Source organism: Streptomyces sp. NBC_01268 (assembly GCF_036240795.1).
Lineage (GTDB): Bacteria > Actinomycetota > Actinomycetes > Streptomycetales > Streptomycetaceae > Streptomyces.
The window spans coordinates 3,388,208-3,404,000 of record NZ_CP108454.1 but is presented as its reverse complement, the minus strand read 5'-3'; the positions used below and the strand labels follow the sequence as shown (position 1 = coordinate 3,404,000).

The following is a 15,793-nucleotide window of genomic DNA, read 5'->3' as shown; positions in this document are numbered from 1 at the left end:
ATCGGTGCGCCGGGCTGTTTGCATAGGGGCCTGTCTGGCGAAGAATTCGACAGTCCGGGGGGATCGGGGAGAGATGGGGGCCACATCGATGGGCGTTCGGCTCGTGGTGGTCGATGACCACCGCCTGCACGCGGAGGCGCTGGCCTCGGCGCTGAAGCTGCGCGGGCACCGGGTGCTGGCGTCGGCGGCGCCGGTGGCGGGCGCGGCGGAGCTGGTGGTGAGCCGTGCGCCGGAGGTCTGTCTGCTGGGCACCTCGGCGCCGGCCGAACCGGGTGCCTTCGACCCGGTCGTACGGATCAAGCGGGAGCGCCCGCAGGTGGCCGTGGTGGTGCTCGGGCCGGTGCCCTCGCCGCGCGGCATCGCGGCGGCCTTCGCGGCCGGGGCCTCGGGCTACGTCCGGCACGACGAGCGGATCGAGGGCGTCGAGCGGGCGCTGACGAAGGCCCGCGCGGGGGAGGCGGCGATCGCGCCGCAGCTGCTCCAGGGTGCCTTCGCGGAGCTGCTCAACCCGGCGGCCCAGCCGGACGACGAGGGGCAGCGGCTGCTGCGGCTGCTCACCCCGCGCGAGGCGGAGGTGCTGGTCCGGGTGGCGGAGGGGGAGGACACCCAGGTCATCGCGGCGGGGATGGCGATCGCCCCGAGCACGGCGCGGACCCATGTGCAGCGGGTGCTGATGAAGCTGGGTGTGGGTTCGCGTCTCGAGGCGGCGGCACTGGCGGCGCGCACGGGGCTGCTGGACCGGGTGCCGGTGCAGCGGGCGTAGTCCGTACGCCCCTGAGGCTCCTGAGGCCCTGACACCGCTGTGGCCCTGACGTCCCTGCGCCCCTGAGGCCCCGCCCTTCCGTTCCCCCGTACGGGTGGCCGGATAGGGCTGAGTGTTGACCTTCGATGTTTGATTGTGGTTTTTTATGGGTGGTTCTGTTTGATGGAGGCTGTGGAGGCCGCCCGCCGTGAAGAAGACCGCCCTGAAGAAGCCCGCCGTGCGGAAGACCGTCACCCGTCTCGCCGACGGGCGGGAGCTCCTCTACTTCGACTCCGGCGACGCGCCCGCCGCCGCACGCGACGCCGTCGACCGCCGGCCGCTCGCCCCCGTCGTCTCCGCCTCCGAGGTCCGCCACGACCCGGTCCTCGGCGAGGACGTGGCCATCGCCTCGCACCGGCAGGGCCGGATCTACCACCCGCCCGCCGACACCTGCCCGCTCTGCCCCTCCACCGAGGACTGGCAGAGCGAGATCCCGGCCGCCGGGTACGAGGTGGCGGTCTTCGAGAACCGTTTCCCCTCGCTCTCCGGCGCCAACGGCCGCTGCGAGGTCGTCTGCTTCACCTCCGACCACCGGGCCTCCTTCGCCGACCTCACCGAGGAGCGGGCCGGAGTCGTCCTCGCCGCCTGGACCGACCGCACCGCCGAGCTCTCCGCCCGCCCCGGCGTCCGGCAGGTCTACTGCTTCGAGAACCGGGGCGCCGAGATCGGCGTCACCCTGGCCCACCCGCACGGGCAGGTCTACGCGCTCTCCTACACCGCGCCCCGCACGGCCACCATGCTGCGCAACGCCGTCGCGCACCGGGCCGCCACCGGGCGCAACCTCTTCGAGGACGTCCTGGAGCGGGAGCGGGCCGGCGAGCGGGTCGTGCTCGCCGGGGAGCACTGGACCGCCTTCGTGCCGTACGCCGCCCGCTGGCCGTACGAGGTGCACCTCTACCCGAACCGGCGGGTCGGCGACCTCACGGAGCTCGACGAGGACGCCCGCACGGAGTTCCCCCGGCTCTATCTGGAACTCCTGCGGCGCTTCGACCGGATCTTCGGTACGGACGAGCCGCCGACGCCCTACATCGCCGCCTGGCACCAGGCGCCGGTCACCGGCGCCGGCCGCGAGGAGTTCGCGCTGCACCTGGAGCTTTTCACCGTCCGCCGGGCCTCTGGCAAGCTGAAGTACCTCGCGGGCACCGAGTCCGGCATGGGCGCGTTCATGAACGACGTGTCGCCGGAGTCCGCGGCCGACAGACTCCGAGAGGTGGCAAGCAGTTGAGCAAGGCAGTGACGTCGAAATACCTGGTGACCGGTGGAGCCGGCTACGTGGGCAGCACCGTTGCCGCCCACCTCCTTGAGGCGGGGCACGAGGTCACCGTCCTCGACGACCTCTCCACCGGCTTCCGGGAGGGCGTCCCCGCCGGGGCGGAGTTCATCGAGGGGCGGATCCAGGACGCCGCCCGGTGGCTCGACTCCAGTTACGACGGCGTGCTGCACTTCGCCGCCTTCTCCCAGGTCGGCGAGTCCGTCGCCAAGCCCGAGAAGTACTGGGACAACAACGTCGGCGGCACCATGGCGCTGATCGCCGCCATGCGCGGGGCCGGCGTGCGCCGCCTGGTGTTCTCCTCGACCGCCGCCACCTACGGCGAGCCCGAGACGGTGCCGATCACCGAGGCCGCGCCGACCGCGCCGACCAACCCGTACGGCGCGACCAAGCTGGCCGTCGACCACATGATCACCGGCGAGTGCGCCGCACACGGCCTCGCCGCCGTCTCGCTGCGCTACTTCAACGTGGCCGGCGCCTACAAGGAGTGCGGCGAGCGGCACGACCCCGAGTCGCACCTCATCCCGCTGGTCCTCCAGGTCGCCCTCGGGCAGCGCGCGGCGATCAACGTCTACGGCGACGACTACCCGACGCCCGACGGCACCTGCGTACGCGACTACATCCACGTCGCCGACCTCGCCGAGGCGCACCTGCTCGCCCTGGACGCGATGACCGCGGGCGAGCACCTGATCTGCAACCTCGGCAACGGCAACGGCTTCTCCGTGCGGGAGGTCGTCGAGACCGTCCGCAAGGTCACCGGCCACCCGGTGCCCGAGGTCATGGCCGAGCGCCGCGCCGGGGACCCGGCCGTGCTCGTCGCCTCGGCCGACACGGCGCGCGAGCGCCTCGGCTGGAACCCGTCCCGCCCGGATCTGGCGGCCATCGTCGAGGACGCGTGGGCGTTCACCCGGAAGAAGGAGCAGGGACAGGCATGAGCACGGTCGCGGCGGAGTTCGGCGCGCTGTACGGAGCGGCTCCCGACGGGGTCTGGGCCGCTCCCGGGCGGGTCAACCTGATCGGCGAGTACACCGACTTCAACGAGGGGTTCGTACTCCCGCTGGCTCTGCCGCACACGGCCGTGGCGGCCGTCTCCCGCCGGGACGACGGCGTGCTGCGGCTGCACTCCGGCGACGTCGGGGGCGGAGTGGTGCAGCTCGACGTCGCCGCCCTGGAGCCGCTGTCCGGGGTCTCCGAGTACGGCTGGGCCGCGTATCCCGCCGGGGTGGTGTGGGCGCTGCGGGAGGCCGGGCACCCGGTGACCGGCGCGGACGTCCACCTCGCGTCGACGGTGCCGACCGGCGCCGGGCTCTCCTCCTCCGCCGCCCTGGAGGTCGTCACCGCCCTCGCCCTGAACGACCTGTTCGGGCTCGGGCTCTCCCGCCCCGAGCTCGCGGTGCTCGCCCAGCGGGCGGAGAACGCCTTCGTCGGCGTCCCGTGCGGGGTGATGGACCAGATGGCCTCCGCGTGCGCCACCGAGGGCCACGCCCTGTACCTGGACACCCGGGACCTCTCGTACCGGCAGGTGCCGTTCGACCTCGCCGCCCGGGGGCTGTGCCTGCTGGTCGTCGACACCCGGGTGAAGCACGCCCTCGGGGACGGCGCGTACGCGGAGCGGCGCGCCGGGTGCGAAGCGGGTGCGCGGGCGCTGGGCGTGCGCGCGCTGCGTGACGTGCCCGCCGCGCAACTGTCCGATTCCCTCGCGCGTTTGAGCGATGAAACGGTTCGCCGCTATGTGCGGCACGTCGTCACCGACGACGACCGGGTCGAGCGGGTGATCGCCCTCCTCGACGCCGGCGACCCCCACGCGGTGGGCGCCCTGCTCACCGAGGGGCACGCCTCGCTCCGCGACGACCTGCGGGTCTCCTGCGCCGAACTGGACCTCGCCGTCGAGGCGGCGAACGCGGCGGGCGCCCTCGGTGCCCGGATGACCGGCGGCGGCTTCGGCGGCTCGGCGGTCGTCCTGGTGGCGACGGACACGGCGGACGAGGTCGCCGCCGCGGTCGGGAAGGCCTTCGCCGAGGCGGGGTTCGCCGCCCCGGGCGTCTTCCCGGCGGTCCCCTCCGCGGGCGCCCGACGGGTGGGCTGACGGCCCCGACTCCCCCACAGGTACGCACAGTTCCGCGAATCGGCCTCCACCGGCGCGCCGCACCCTTACCCTGGTGCGCAGCGCCGGTGGGGGCCGGCGCTGATCAGGGGTATCGAGACCCGCCGGGTACGGCGCCCGGGGTGGGGTAACTGTCTTGGCACGGCGGCGGCCGTGCGATCGGCGGACCCGCCCCCGGCGTCGTGCCCGCGCCGGGCCGTTCCTCGACACTTGGGGGTGTCCGTGGCCCGTATCCGGGTTCTGGTGGTGGACGACCACCGCATCTTCGCCGAGTCGCTCGCAGCCGCCCTCGCGGCGGAGCCCGACGTCGACGTCGTCGCCGCGGGCAGCGGCCCGGCCGCGCTGCGCTGCCTGGACCGCGGCGCGGGGGAGGGGCGCCGCTTCGACGTGATGCTGGTCGACGCCGACCTGGGCGGCGGCGACGGGATCGCGCTGGTCGCGGGGGTCCGCGAGGGGCGGCCCGGGCTGCGCAGCGTGGTCCTCGCGGAGAAGGACGACGCCCAGCGGGCGGCGCTCGCGCTGCAGGCCGGCGCCTGGGGGTGGGTGGCCAAGGACTGTTCGCTGCAGCGGCTGCTCGCCGTGGTGCGCGGGGTGCTGCGGGACGAGACGCATCTGCCGCCGGCGCTGCTCACGGGAGTGCTGCGGGAGCTGACGGAGGCTCGCAAGCACCGTACGGAGGGCGAGCGCCTGGTGGAGTCGCTGACCCCGCGCGAGCGGGAGGTGCTGCGCTGCATGGTGGCCGGTCTCGGCCGCAAGGCGGTCGCGGAGCGCCTGTTCCTGTCGCCGCACACGGTCCGGACCCACATGCAGAACGTGCTGGGCAAGCTGGGCGTGCACTCGACGCTCGCCGCGGTGGCACTGGCCCGCCGGGCGGGAGTGGGTCCGGCCGAGGACCCGGCCGGGGAGCTAGCCGGGGACGTTGTCGAACGGGGCGGTCAGCTGGCGTAGCAGGGCGGCCAGTTCGCCGCGCTCGGTGCGCGAGAGGCGGGCCAGGATGGCCCGCTCCTGGGCGAGCAGCCCGGCGAGCGCCTGGTCGGCGCGGTCGCGGCCCTCGGGGGTGAGGCGGACCAGGACGCCGCGCCGGTCGCTGGGGTCGGGCAGGCGCTCGACCAGGCCCTTCTTGGTGAGCCGGTCGATGCGGTTGGTCATGGTGCCCGAGGTGACCAGCGTCTGGGTGAGCAGCTGCCCGGGGGAGAGCTGGTAGGGCGCGCCGGCCCGGCGGAGGGAGGTCAGGACGTCGAACTCCCAGGGCTCCAGCTGGTGCTCGGAGAAGGCGAGTCGACGGGCGCGGTCGAGGTGCCGGGCCAGGCGTGAGACACGGCTGAGCACCTCGAGCGGTTCCACGTCGAGGTCCGGGCGCTCTCGGCGCCATGCAGCGACCAGCCGGTCGACCTCGTCCTCCATGACGATCAGTGTAGAGGGTCTGTTGACATAAAGTCTCTTGGTATTAAGTCTCTCCATTTCAAGTATCTCGATAACAAGAATCTTGACGTAGAGATATAGTCTCCTTGACTATGGGGAAGGGACCGGGCCGGAACTCCGTTCCGCTTCGGCATCTCGTTCCAGCAAGGGGGCTTCGAACATGCATTCCGTGGAATCCGCCGCACCAACATGGGACCCACAGCAGTACCTGCGTCACGCGGGACACCGCACCCGCCCGTTCATCGATCTGCTCGCACGAATACCGCGCCTGCCCAACGCCGAGGGCAGGCCCGCCCGGATCGCCGACCTCGGCTGCGGCCCCGGCAACGTCACCGTCCTCCTCGCCGACCGCTGGCCCGACGCGCACATCACCGGCCTCGACCTCTCGCCCGAGATGCTGGAGCGGGCCGAGAAGGACTGGGCGGGCACCACCGCGGGCGGCGGCTGGATCGACTTCCGAGTGGCCGACGCGGCCCACTGGACACCGGAGGAGCCGTACGACCTGATCGTCTCCAACGCCGCCCTGCAGTGGGTGCCGAACCACCCCGAGTCCTTCGCCCCCTGGATCGCGGGCCTGCGCCCCGGCGGCACCTTCGCCTTCCAGGTCCCCGGCAACTTCAACGCGCCCAGCCACGCCCTCCTCGGCGAGCTCTGCGAGACGCCCGAGTGGCGCGAGCGGATCGGCGACCAGGGGCGACGCTTCGTCCACATCCTCGAACCGGCCGACTACCTCCAGCGGCTCGCCGACCTCGGCTGCGAGACGGACGTCTGGGAGACCACGTACTACCAGCTGCTCACCGGCGAGGACCCGGTCCTCGACTGGGTGAAGGGCACCGCCCTGCGCCCCGTGCTCACCGCCCTCCGGGACGACCGCGCCGCCACCGAGGCCTTCCTCTCCCAGTACCGCGAACGGCTCCGCGAGGCCTACCCGCCGGGCCCCTACGGCACCGCGTTCCCGTTCCGCAGGATCTTCGCCCTGGCAAGGAAGGCCGTCTGATGTTAGTCGCCGTCGATCACGTCCAGCTCGCCGCTCCGGCCGGCAGCGAGGACCTCCTGCGGACCTTCTACGGAGACGTCCTCGGCATGACCGAGGTCCCCAAGCCACCGGTCCTCGCCGCCCGCGGCGGCTGCTGGTTCGCCGCAGCCGGCGGCGCCGTCCAGCTCCACCTCGGGGTGGAGGCCGACTTCCGCCCCGCCCGCAAGGCGCACCCGGGACTGCGGGTGGCCGGGATCCTCGACTACGCGGCCCGCCTGGAGAAACACGGGGTCACCCTCGTCTGGGACGACAACCTGCCGGGCCACCGCCGGTTCCACACCGAGGACCCGGTCGGCAACCGGCTGGAGTTCCTGGAGCCCGTCGACTGATACGGGGACGGGGGCGCCGCACGCGCGTGCGACGCCCCCGTCCCCGGCCTCCGGCCCCTCGGCCCGAGCCGTCAGTTCTTGCGGTGCCCTATCAACCGGGGCTTCTGCTCCAGGCCGTCCAGGCCGTGCCAGGCCAGGTTCACCAGGTGCGCCGCGACCTCCGCCTTCTTCGGCTTGCGCACGTCCAGCCACCACTGCCCGGTCAGCGCCACGCTGCCCACCAGGGCCTGCGCGTACAGCGGGGCCAGCTTCGGATCGAAGCCGCGGGCCTTGAACTCCAGGCCCAGGATGTCCTCCACCTGCGTGGCGATGTCGCTGATCAGCGAGGCGAAGGTGCCCGTCGACTGCGCCACCGGCGAGTCCCGCACCAGGATCCGGAAGCCGTCCGTGTACCGCTCGATGTAGTCCAGAAGGGCGAACGCGGCCTGTTCGAGGAGCTCGCGCGGATGACCCGCGGTCAGCGCACCCGTCACCATGTCCAGGAGCTGGCGCATCTCCCGGTCCACCACCACCGCGTACAGGCCCTCCTTGCCTCCGAAGTGCTCGTACACCACCGGCTTGGACACCCCGGCCTTCGCCGCGATCTCCTCCACCGACGTGCCCTCGAAGCCCTTCTCCGCGAACAGCGTGCGACCGATGTCGAGGAGCTGCTCCCGGCGCTCCGCGCCCGTCATCCTCACCCGGCGGCCACGCCGGGGCTTCGGTTCACTCGTACCGCCTGTACTGCCGTCGATCGCCACGTCTTCCATCATGCCGCGTCGGCGGGCGCGCTCTGGCGCCGGGCTTCGATGCGGGACGCGGCCGGCCAGCGCACGTCGGACGCCCAGCCGAGCTGCTCGAACCAGCGGATCAGCCGCGCGCTGGAGTCGACCTGGCCCCGGAGGACACCGTGCCGGGCCGAGGTCGGGTCCGCGTGGTGCAGGTTGTGCCAGGACTCGCCGCAGGACAGCACCGCGAGCCACCACACGTTGCCCGAGCGGTCACGCGACTTGAAGGGGCGCTTGCCCACCGCGTGGCAGATCGAGTTGATCGACCAGGTGACGTGGTGCAGCAGCGCCACCCGGACCAGGGAGCCCCAGAAGAACGCCGTGAACGCACCCCACCACGACATCGTCACCAGACCGCCGACGACCGGCGGGATCGCCAGGGACACCACGGTCCACAGCACGAACTGGCGGGAGATCCGGCGGATCGCCGGGTCCTTGATCAGATCGGGCGCGTACTTGTACTGCGGCGTCTGCTCCTCGTCGAACATCCAGCCGATGTGCGCCCACCACAGCCCCTTCATCAGGGCCGGCAGCGTCTCCCCGAACCGCCACGGCGAGTGCGGGTCGCCCTCCGCGTCCGAGAACTTGTGGTGCTTGCGGTGGTCCGCCACCCAGCGCACCAGCGGCCCCTCGACCGCCAGCGAGCCCATGATCGCCAGCGCGATCCGCAGCGGGCGCTTCGCCTTGAACGAACCGTGCGTGAAGTAGCGGTGGAAGCCGATCGTGATGCCGTGGCAGCCGATGTAGTACATCGCCGTCATGAGCCCGAGATCGAGCCAGCTCACCCCCCAGCCCCAGGCCAGCGGCACCGCCGCGACCAGGGCCAGGAACGGCACCGTGATGAACAGCAGCAGCGTGATCTGCTCGATCGAACGCTTGCTGTCGCCGCCCAGCGTGGCGGTGGGCAGGTCCGGGGCGGTCCCGCGCACCTCGGTGGCGGTTTCCGAGGTCACCTCGGGGCTGATGGTCATGGGTGTCCCCTGGGGGGTGAGGGTGAGGGCGCGTACGAAAGGAAGCCGAGGCTACGGTCCCGTAACCTACGGCGACGTAAGTATGGCAGCGCGGCGGCGCCCGGCAAGAGCGCCTAAGCCGGGGCGTTGCCCGTGCCGCCGAACCGGACACCTATCCTGGGTGCGTCGGACAGCGCGGTCCGCAAGCCTCCAGTACCCCTCCAGACGTGCTCAAACACTGCAAGGAGCCGCACCTGTGAGCAGTGCCGACCAGACCTCCACAGCCAGCGCCGAGCTGCGCTCCGACATCCGCCGACTGGGCGACCTGCTGGGCGAGACGCTCGTCCGCCAGGAGGGCCCGGATCTCCTGGACCTCGTCGAGAAGGTCCGCCGCCTCACCCGCGAGGACGGCGAGGCCGCCGCCGAGCTGCTGCGCGGCGTCGAGCTGGAGACCGCCGCCCGCCTGGTGCGCGCCTTCTCCACCTACTTCCACCTGGCCAACGTCACCGAGCAGGTGCACCGCGGCCGCGAGATGCGCGAGCGGCGTGCCGCCGAGGGCGGGCTGCTCGCCCGTACGGCCGACATGCTCAAGGACGGCGACGCCGCCCACGTACGCGAGACGATCAAGAACCTCAACGTACGGCCGGTGTTCACCGCCCACCCCACCGAGGCCGCCCGCCGCTCGGTCCTCAACAAGCTGCGGCGCATCGCCGTGCTCCTGGAGACCCCGGTCATCGAGGCCGACCGGCGCCGCCACGACCTCCGGCTCGCCGAGAACATCGACCTCATCTGGCAGACCGACGAGCTGCGAGTGGTCCGGCCCGAGCCCGCCGACGAGGCCCGCAACGCCATCTACTACCTCGACGAGCTGCACGCCAACGCCGTCGGCGACGTCCTGGAGGACCTCGCCGCCGAGCTGGAGCGGGTCGGCTTCGAACTGCCCTCCGGCACCCGCCCGCTCACCTTCGGCACCTGGATCGGCGGCGACCGGGACGGCAACCCCAACGTGACCCCGCAGGTCACGTGGGACGTGCTGATCCTCCAGCACGAGCACGGCATCACCGACGCCCTCGAACTCGTCGACTACCTGCGCGGACTGCTCTCCAACTCCATCCGCTACGCCGGCGCCACCCAGGAGCTCCTGGACTCGCTCCAGGCCGACCTGGAGCGCCTCCCGGAGATCAGCCCCCGCTACAAGCGCCTCAACGCCGAGGAGCCCTACCGGCTCAAGGCGACCTGCATCCGCCAGAAGCTGGTCAACACCCGCGAGCGCCTGGCCACCGGCACCCCGCACGTCGAGGGCCGCGACTACCTCGGCACCGCCGAACTGCTGCGCGACCTCACCCTGATCCAGAGCTCGCTGCGCGAGCACCGCGGCGGCCTGTTCGCCGACGGCCGGATGGACCGCACCATCCGCACCCTGTCCGCGTTCGGCCTCCAGCTCGCCACCATGGACGTGCGCGAGCACGCGGACGCCCACCACCACGCCCTCGGGCAGCTCTTCGACCGGCTCGGCGAGGAGTCCTGGCGGTACGCCGACATGCCGCGCGACTACCGGCAGAAGCTGCTCGCCAAGGAGCTCAGGTCGCGCCGCCCGCTGGCGCCCACGCCCGCCCCGCTCGACGCGGCCGGGCAGAAGACCCTCGGCGTCTTCCACACCGTCAAGGAGGCCTTCGAGCGCTTCGGCCCGGAGGTCATCGAGTCCTACATCATCTCGATGTGCCAGGGCGCCGACGACGTCTTCGCCGCCACCGTCCTCGCCCGCGAGGCCGGCCTGATCGACCTGCACGCCGGCTGGGCCGAGATCGGCATCGTGCCGCTCCTGGAGACCACCGACGAGCTCAAGGCCGCCGACGTCATCCTCAACGACATGCTGGCCGACCCCTCCTACCGGCGCCTCGTCTCGCTGCGCGGCGACGTCCAGGAGGTCATGCTCGGCTACTCGGACTCCTCCAAGTTCGGCGGCATCACCACCTCGCAGTGGGAGATCCACCGCGCCCAGCGCCGACTGCGCGACGTCGCCCACCGCTACGGCGTGCGCCTGCGCCTCTTCCACGGCCGCGGCGGCACCGTCGGCCGCGGCGGCGGCCCCTCGCACGACGCGATCCTCGCCCAGCCCTGGGGAACCCTGGAGGGCGAGATCAAGGTGACCGAGCAGGGCGAGGTCATCTCCGACAAGTACCTGATCCCGTCGCTGGCCAGGGAGAACCTGGAGCTCACGGTCGCCGCCACGCTCCAGGCCTCCGCCCTGCACACGGCACCCCGCCAGTCCGACGAGGCGCTGGCCCGCTGGGACGCGGCCATGGACACCGTCTCGGAGGCCGCCCACACGGCGTACCGCCGCCTGGTCGAGGACCCGGACCTGCCCGCGTACTTCTTCGCGGCCACCCCGGTCGACCAGCTCGCCGACCTGCACCTCGGCTCCCGCCCCTCGCGCCGCCCGGACTCCGGCGCGGGCCTGGACGGACTGCGGGCCATCCCGTGGGTGTTCGGCTGGACGCAGTCCCGCCAGATCGTCCCCGGCTGGTTCGGTGTCGGCTCCGGTCTGAAGGCGCTGCGCGAGGCAGGTCTGGACGCCGTCCTCGGCGAGATGCACGAACACTGGCACTTCTTCCGCAACTTCGTCTCCAACGTCGAGATGACGCTGGCCAAGACGGACCTGCGGATCGCCCGCCACTACGTCGACACCCTCGTCCCGGACGACCTCAAGCACGTCTTCGACACCATCGAGGCCGAGCACGCGCTCACCGTCCAGGAAGTCCTCAAGGTGACCGGCGGCGAGCAGCTGCTCGACTCCCACCCGGCGCTCCAGCAGACCTTCGCCATCCGCGACGCCTACCTGGACCCGATCTCCTACCTCCAGGTCGCCCTGCTCGCCCGTCAGCGGGCCGCCGCCGAGCGCGGCGAGGACCCGGACCCGCTGCTCTCCCGCGCGCTCCTGCTCACGGTGAACGGCGTGGCGGCGGGCCTGCGCAACACCGGCTGACGGTCCTTCCGGATCCGGATACGACCGTGCCCCCGCGGGATCTCCCCGCGGGGGCACGGTCATGACGGCGTGTGACGCCGGTACCGCAGGGCCTTAGTGCTGCTGGGCCTTGCGGCGACGGCTCACCAGGAAGGCACCGGCGCCCGCGAGGACGGCGGCCACGGCGGCGAGGACGCCGATCGGGGCGCTGGAGCCGGTCTGGGCGAGACCGCCACCCGCCGACTCGGACGCGCCCGGGGTGGGCTGGCCGGCGGTGGAGCTCTCCGAGGAGGAGGCGGTCGGGGAGACCGACTCGCTCGGGGTGCCGGAGGTCGTGCCGCTCGGGGTCTCGGACGGCGTGCCGGACGGGGTGCCGGACGGGGTCTCCGAGGGGGTGCCGGACGGCGTGCCGCTCGGGGTCTCGGAGGGGGTGCCGGACGGGGTGCCCGAAGGCGTGCCGGTCGGCGTGGGGGTGGTGGCCGGGGTGCCCGGGCACGTGTGCGACAGGTTGAACTTGTTCTGCGGGACGCTGCCCGAGATGGTGGCCTCGGCCGAGACCAGCTTGGCGTCGATCGCCGAGGCGACGTACGCGTGCTTGCCCTCGGGGTTGCCGAAGGCGCTGAAGTCGGTGATCGTCTGCGTGCCGCCGGGCTCGAAGGTGACCGTCAGCTTGACGAAGTCGCCCTTGTTGCCGGGGAGGACGAAGTGCCAGCCGTCCTGGGTGGAAGGAATGCCCTTGCAGTCCTTCTCCTGGTTGCCGAACTGGTCCGCCGTGAGGGGGAGCTCCTGGCGGAGGGTCGGGTGAGTGGTGTCACCGCCCGAGGCGGTGGCGGCCGGAGCCAGTACGAGAGAGCCGGCGGCGGCCACGACAAGCGCGCCGGCGGATATCAGGGATCGTCGCATGTGCAGTCGTCCATTTGGGATGAGGGATGCCGTGGGGGATGGCTCGGGCAGCCTATCCGTCGCCTTAAGTGACCCTTAACCCAGAGGACGATAACGATTCGATGGGATCGCGCCATGCTGTCCGAAAACCGTCAGAGCGCGAAGAATGCACCCAACAACACCGCCGCCCCCACCCCCGCCACCGACCACGCCGTCCTCGGCAGCCGCATACCGCCACCGATCAGCGGCGCCGCCAACAGCAGCGCCCCGCCCAGCGGCAGCCACGCGTGCAGCCCCCCGCCCCAGCCCGCGCGAACGGCCTCCTGCGTACCCGGCTTCACCACCACCGGCAGGGTGTCACCCTTCTCCGCCGCCACCGAGTGCACGATCGTCACCGCCCGCAGCCGCGAGGCCGGGTCGTCCGGCACGTAACGCCCACTACACGTCTCCTCGGTGCAGCCGGTCACCGTCAACGTGCCGTGCTCACGCCCCTTCGCGAGCAGCACGTGCTGGGCCGTCCCCCAGGACGACCAGGCACCCGCGACGAGCAGGAGCAGGACGACGAGGGCCATGGCGGCGTTACGGGCGAGCGTCATGACCCGCGATCGTACAGTCGTACGCGCGCACCGCGGCGCCCTACGTGTTGTACGCCGACTGCGCCCGCTCCAGACCCTCCGCCACCAGACACTCCACCGCGTCCGCCGCCCGGTCCACGAAGTAGTCCAGCTCCTTGCGCTCCGTCGACGAGAAGTCCTTCAGGACGAAGTCCGCGACCTGCATCCGCCCCGGCGGCCGGCCGATGCCGAAACGCAGCCGGTGGTACTCCGCCCCCATCGACTTCGTCATCGACTTCAGACCGTTGTGCCCGTTGTCGCCGCCGCCGATCTTCAGCCGCAGCACCCCGTAGTCGATGTCCAACTCGTCGTGGACCGCCACGACGTGCGCCGTCGGCACCTTGTAGAAGTCACGCAGCGCCGTCACCGGACCGCCCGACAGGTTCATGTACGACATCGGCTTCGCCAGCACCACCCGACGGTTGGCCGGCCCGGGCGGACCCATCCGGCCCTCCACCACCTGCGCCTGCGCCTTCTGCGCCCGCTTGAACTTGCCGCCGATGCGCTCGGCCAGCAGGTCCGCCACCATGAAGCCCACGTTGTGCCGGTTGCCCGCGTACTCCGGGCCCGGATTGCCGAGGCCGACGATCAGCCAGGGGGCGTTCGCGTCGTCCGTCATCTGCGTCACGTCTCCTCGTATGCGTACAGACAGAAAGAAACGGGGTGGCGGGCCGTTCCCGGCCCGTCACCCCGTCACGTCAAGCAGAGCCTACGGCTCAGGCCTCGGCGCCCTCGGCGGCCTCGGTCTCGCCCTCGGCGGCCGGCTCCTCGGCCTGCGCGGCCAGGACCTGCAGGACGACGGCGTCGGCGTCGGTCACCAGGGTGGCGCCCTTCGGGAGAGCGATGTCCTTCGCGAGGACGGAGGCACCGGCCTCCAGGCCCTCCACGGAGACCGTGACGGCCTCGGGGAGGTGGGTGGCCTCGGCCTCGACGGAGAGGGTGCCGAGCACGTGCTCCAGCAGGTTGCCACCGGCGGCGAGCTCACCCTCGGCCTGGACCGGGATCTCGACGGTGACCTTCTCGCCGCGCTTCACGAGGAGCAGGTCGACGTGGATGAGGAAGCCCTTGATGGCGTCACGCTGGACGGCCTTCGGGAGCGCCAGCTCGTTCTTGCCGTCGATGTCCAGGGAGAGCAGGACGTTCGGCGTACGCAGCGCCAGGGCCAGCTCGTGGGACGGAAGGGTGATGTGGGCCGGCTCCGAGCCGTGGCCGTAGACGACCGCGGGAACCTCGTTGGCACGGCGGATCGCGCGGGCGGCGCCCTTGCCGAACTCGGTACGGACGGAAGCGGCGAGCTTGACCTCGGACATGTGCACTCCTCGTATGGGTGGTGACGTCTGTGACTGTCACCCGGCCACGACTGGCGATGGCCTGCTACGAAGAGCGCGTCGATAACGGACCGCCGGGATCCACAGGATCCGGCCTCCCTCGCCGAGCAACCACGACAGTCTAGCCGCAGCCCCCCGGGCACCCAAATGGATCACCTCCGAGGGCACGAGCAAGGGCCGCCTCCCAGGGGAAGCGGCCCTTGCTCTCAGCGCCGATCAGTGCTCTTCAACGCCCGTCAACGCTCTTCAGGGCCCTTCAGGGCCCTACCGGGCCCTTCAGAGGAAGACTCAGTGCTCCTCGAAGAGGCTCGTCACCGAACCGTCCTCGAACACCTCGCGCACCGCGCGCGCGATCGTCGGCGCGATCGACAGCACCGTGATCTTGTCGAGCTCCAGGGAGCTCGGGTCGGGCAGCGTGTCCGTGAACACGAACTCGCTGACCTTCGAGTTCTTCAGACGATCCGCGGCCGGGCCCGACAGGATGCCGTGCGTCGCCGTCACGATGACGTCCTCCGCGCCGTGCGCGAACAGGGCGTCCGCCGCCGCGCAGATCGTGCCCGCGGTGTCGACCATGTCGTCCACCAGGACGCACACGCGGCCCTTCACGTCACCGACGACCTCGTGGACCGTCACCTGGTTGGCGACGTCCTTGTCACGCCGCTTGTGGACGATCGCCAGCGGCGCGTCCAGACGGTCGCACCAGCGGTCCGCCACCCGCACACGACCGGCGTCCGGAGACACGATCGTCAGCTTCGAACGGTCCACCTTCGCGCCCACGTAGTCCGCCAGGACCGGCAGCGCCGACAGGTGGTCCACCGGACCGTCGAAGAAGCCCTGGATCTGGTCCGTGTGCAGGTCGACCGTGAGGATGCGGTCCGCACCCGCGGTCTTCAGCAGATCGGCGACCAGACGGGCCGAGATCGGCTCACGGCCGCGGTGCTTCTTGTCCTGACGGGCGTAGCCGTACGACGGGACGATCACGGTGATGCTCCGGGCCGAAGCCCGCTTCAGAGCATCGATCATGATCAGCTGCTCCATGATCCACTTGTTGATCGGAGCCGTGTGGCTCTGGATCAGGAAGCAGTCCGCGCCACGGGCCGACTCCTGGAAGCGGACGTAGATCTCACCGTTGGCGAAGTCGAAAGCCTTGGTCGGCACGATGCCGACACCCAGCTGGTGTGCGACCTCCTCGGCCAGCTCGGGGTGGGCGCGGCCGGAGAAGAGCATGAGCTTCTTCTCGCCGGTCGTCTTGATCCCGGTCACAGCACTGTCTCCTCGACGGTTTCTCTGGCCGCGGATCCCCGCGCTCCCGTGCGCGTGTGCG

General features: G+C 71.7%; 16 protein-coding genes. 8 read left to right on the top strand and 8 right to left on the bottom strand.

Features of this window, described 5'->3' with window-relative positions:
* Positions 1–88 precede the first annotated feature (88 nt).
* From OG309_RS15000 to OG309_RS14980, 5 genes are all read left to right on the top strand, one after another.
* Positions 89–763, top strand: coding sequence for a response regulator transcription factor (locus OG309_RS15000; RefSeq protein WP_329421234.1), 675 nt, complete (start codon positions 89–91; stop codon positions 761–763).
* 217 nt (positions 764–980) lie between these two features.
* The gene (gene galT / locus OG309_RS14995) at positions 981–2,027 is read left to right on the top strand and encodes a galactose-1-phosphate uridylyltransferase (protein WP_329428329.1); all 1,047 of its coding nucleotides are present in this window, start codon (positions 981–983) and stop codon (positions 2,025–2,027) included.
* Between the two features lie 8 nt (positions 2,028–2,035).
* Complete coding sequence (gene galE, locus OG309_RS14990) at positions 2,036–3,007, top strand: UDP-glucose 4-epimerase GalE (protein ID WP_402545969.1); 972 nt, start codon at positions 2,036–2,038, stop codon at positions 3,005–3,007.
* A complete protein-coding gene (galK, locus tag OG309_RS14985) occupies positions 3,004–4,158 on the top strand; it encodes a galactokinase (protein WP_329421230.1) in 1,155 nt (384 codons plus the stop codon). Before galE ends, galK begins: the two co-directional genes overlap by 4 nt.
* 240 nt (positions 4,159–4,398) lie before the next feature.
* Entirely contained in the window at positions 4,399–5,124 is a 726-nt protein-coding gene (locus OG309_RS14980; RefSeq protein WP_329421228.1) for a response regulator transcription factor, read from the top strand.
* Here the strand turns inward: OG309_RS14980 and OG309_RS14975 are convergent.
* Complete coding sequence (locus tag OG309_RS14975) at positions 5,083–5,580, bottom strand: MarR family winged helix-turn-helix transcriptional regulator (protein ID WP_329421226.1); 498 nt, start codon at positions 5,578–5,580, stop codon at positions 5,083–5,085. The genes OG309_RS14980 and OG309_RS14975 overlap by 42 nt on opposite strands.
* 178 nt (positions 5,581–5,758) lie before the next feature.
* Here OG309_RS14975 and OG309_RS14970 point away from each other — a divergent pair, with 178 nt between their 5' ends.
* Entirely contained in the window at positions 5,759–6,595 is an 837-nt protein-coding gene (locus tag OG309_RS14970; protein ID WP_329421224.1) for a trans-aconitate 2-methyltransferase, read from the top strand.
* Positions 6,595–6,963 (top strand): VOC family protein, encoded by a 369-nt coding sequence (locus OG309_RS14965; RefSeq protein WP_329421223.1) that lies wholly within the window; start codon positions 6,595–6,597, stop codon positions 6,961–6,963. Before OG309_RS14970 ends, OG309_RS14965 begins: the two co-directional genes overlap by 1 nt.
* A gap of 71 nt (positions 6,964–7,034) precedes the next feature.
* On the opposite strand, the gene OG309_RS14960 is transcribed toward OG309_RS14965, so the two are convergent.
* Together OG309_RS14960 and OG309_RS14955 are read right to left on the bottom strand one after the other, a co-directional pair.
* Entirely contained in the window at positions 7,035–7,715 is a 681-nt protein-coding gene (locus OG309_RS14960; protein ID WP_329421221.1) for a TetR/AcrR family transcriptional regulator, read from the bottom strand.
* The gene (locus tag OG309_RS14955; protein ID WP_329421220.1) at positions 7,712–8,701 is read right to left on the bottom strand and encodes an acyl-CoA desaturase; all 990 of its coding nucleotides are present in this window, start codon (positions 8,699–8,701) and stop codon (positions 7,712–7,714) included. Before OG309_RS14955 ends, OG309_RS14960 begins: the two co-directional genes overlap by 4 nt.
* A 235-nt stretch (positions 8,702–8,936) precedes the next feature.
* Here OG309_RS14955 and ppc point away from each other — a divergent pair, with 235 nt between their 5' ends.
* Positions 8,937–11,666 (top strand): phosphoenolpyruvate carboxylase, encoded by a 2,730-nt coding sequence (ppc, locus tag OG309_RS14950; protein ID WP_329421218.1) that lies wholly within the window; start codon positions 8,937–8,939, stop codon positions 11,664–11,666.
* 93 nt (positions 11,667–11,759) lie between these two features.
* On the opposite strand, the gene OG309_RS14945 is transcribed toward ppc, so the two are convergent.
* The 5 genes from OG309_RS14945 to OG309_RS14925 form a co-directional block, all read right to left on the bottom strand.
* Positions 11,760–12,548, bottom strand: a complete 789-nt coding sequence (locus OG309_RS14945; RefSeq protein ID WP_329421217.1) for an LPXTG cell wall anchor domain-containing protein — start codon at positions 12,546–12,548, stop codon at positions 11,760–11,762.
* 131 nt (positions 12,549–12,679) lie between these two features.
* Positions 12,680–13,123: a hypothetical protein gene (locus OG309_RS14940; protein ID WP_329421216.1), complete on the bottom strand. Its 444-nt coding sequence runs from the start codon at positions 13,121–13,123 to the stop codon at positions 12,680–12,682.
* Between the two features lie 40 nt (positions 13,124–13,163).
* The gene (gene pth / locus OG309_RS14935; protein ID WP_329428327.1) at positions 13,164–13,760 is read right to left on the bottom strand and encodes an aminoacyl-tRNA hydrolase; all 597 of its coding nucleotides are present in this window, start codon (positions 13,758–13,760) and stop codon (positions 13,164–13,166) included.
* A gap of 97 nt (positions 13,761–13,857) precedes the next feature.
* Positions 13,858–14,451, bottom strand: a complete 594-nt coding sequence (locus tag OG309_RS14930) for a 50S ribosomal protein L25/general stress protein Ctc (protein ID WP_329421214.1) — start codon at positions 14,449–14,451, stop codon at positions 13,858–13,860.
* 306 nt (positions 14,452–14,757) lie between these two features.
* Complete coding sequence (locus tag OG309_RS14925) at positions 14,758–15,732, bottom strand: ribose-phosphate diphosphokinase (RefSeq protein WP_329421212.1); 975 nt, start codon at positions 15,730–15,732, stop codon at positions 14,758–14,760.
* Positions 15,733–15,793: the final 61 nt, after the last annotated feature.

Bases quoted from the DNA above. Each gene is read 5' to 3' on its own strand.
- OG309_RS15000 (WP_329421234.1), top strand. From the start codon at position 89: ATGGGCGTTCGGCTCGTGGTGGTCGATGACCACCGCCTGCACGCGGAG.
- galK (WP_329421230.1), top strand. From the start codon at position 3,004: ATGAGCACGGTCGCGGCGGAGTTCGGCGCGCTGTACGGAGCGGCTCCC.
- OG309_RS14975 (WP_329421226.1), bottom strand. From the start codon at position 5,580: ATGGAGGACGAGGTCGACCGGCTGGTCGCTGCATGGCGCCGAGAGCGC.
- OG309_RS14970 (WP_329421224.1), top strand. From the start codon at position 5,759: ATGCATTCCGTGGAATCCGCCGCACCAACATGGGACCCACAGCAGTAC.
- OG309_RS14965 (WP_329421223.1), top strand. From the start codon at position 6,595: ATGTTAGTCGCCGTCGATCACGTCCAGCTCGCCGCTCCGGCCGGCAGC.
- OG309_RS14960 (WP_329421221.1), bottom strand. From the start codon at position 7,715: ATGATGGAAGACGTGGCGATCGACGGCAGTACAGGCGGTACGAGTGAA.
- OG309_RS14955 (WP_329421220.1), bottom strand. From the start codon at position 8,701: ATGACCATCAGCCCCGAGGTGACCTCGGAAACCGCCACCGAGGTGCGC.
- OG309_RS14945 (WP_329421217.1), bottom strand. From the start codon at position 12,548: ATGCGACGATCCCTGATATCCGCCGGCGCGCTTGTCGTGGCCGCCGCC.
- OG309_RS14940 (WP_329421216.1), bottom strand. From the start codon at position 13,123: ATGACGCTCGCCCGTAACGCCGCCATGGCCCTCGTCGTCCTGCTCCTG.
- pth (WP_329428327.1), bottom strand. From the start codon at position 13,760: ATGACGGACGACGCGAACGCCCCCTGGCTGATCGTCGGCCTCGGCAAT.
- OG309_RS14930 (WP_329421214.1), bottom strand. From the start codon at position 14,451: ATGTCCGAGGTCAAGCTCGCCGCTTCCGTCCGTACCGAGTTCGGCAAG.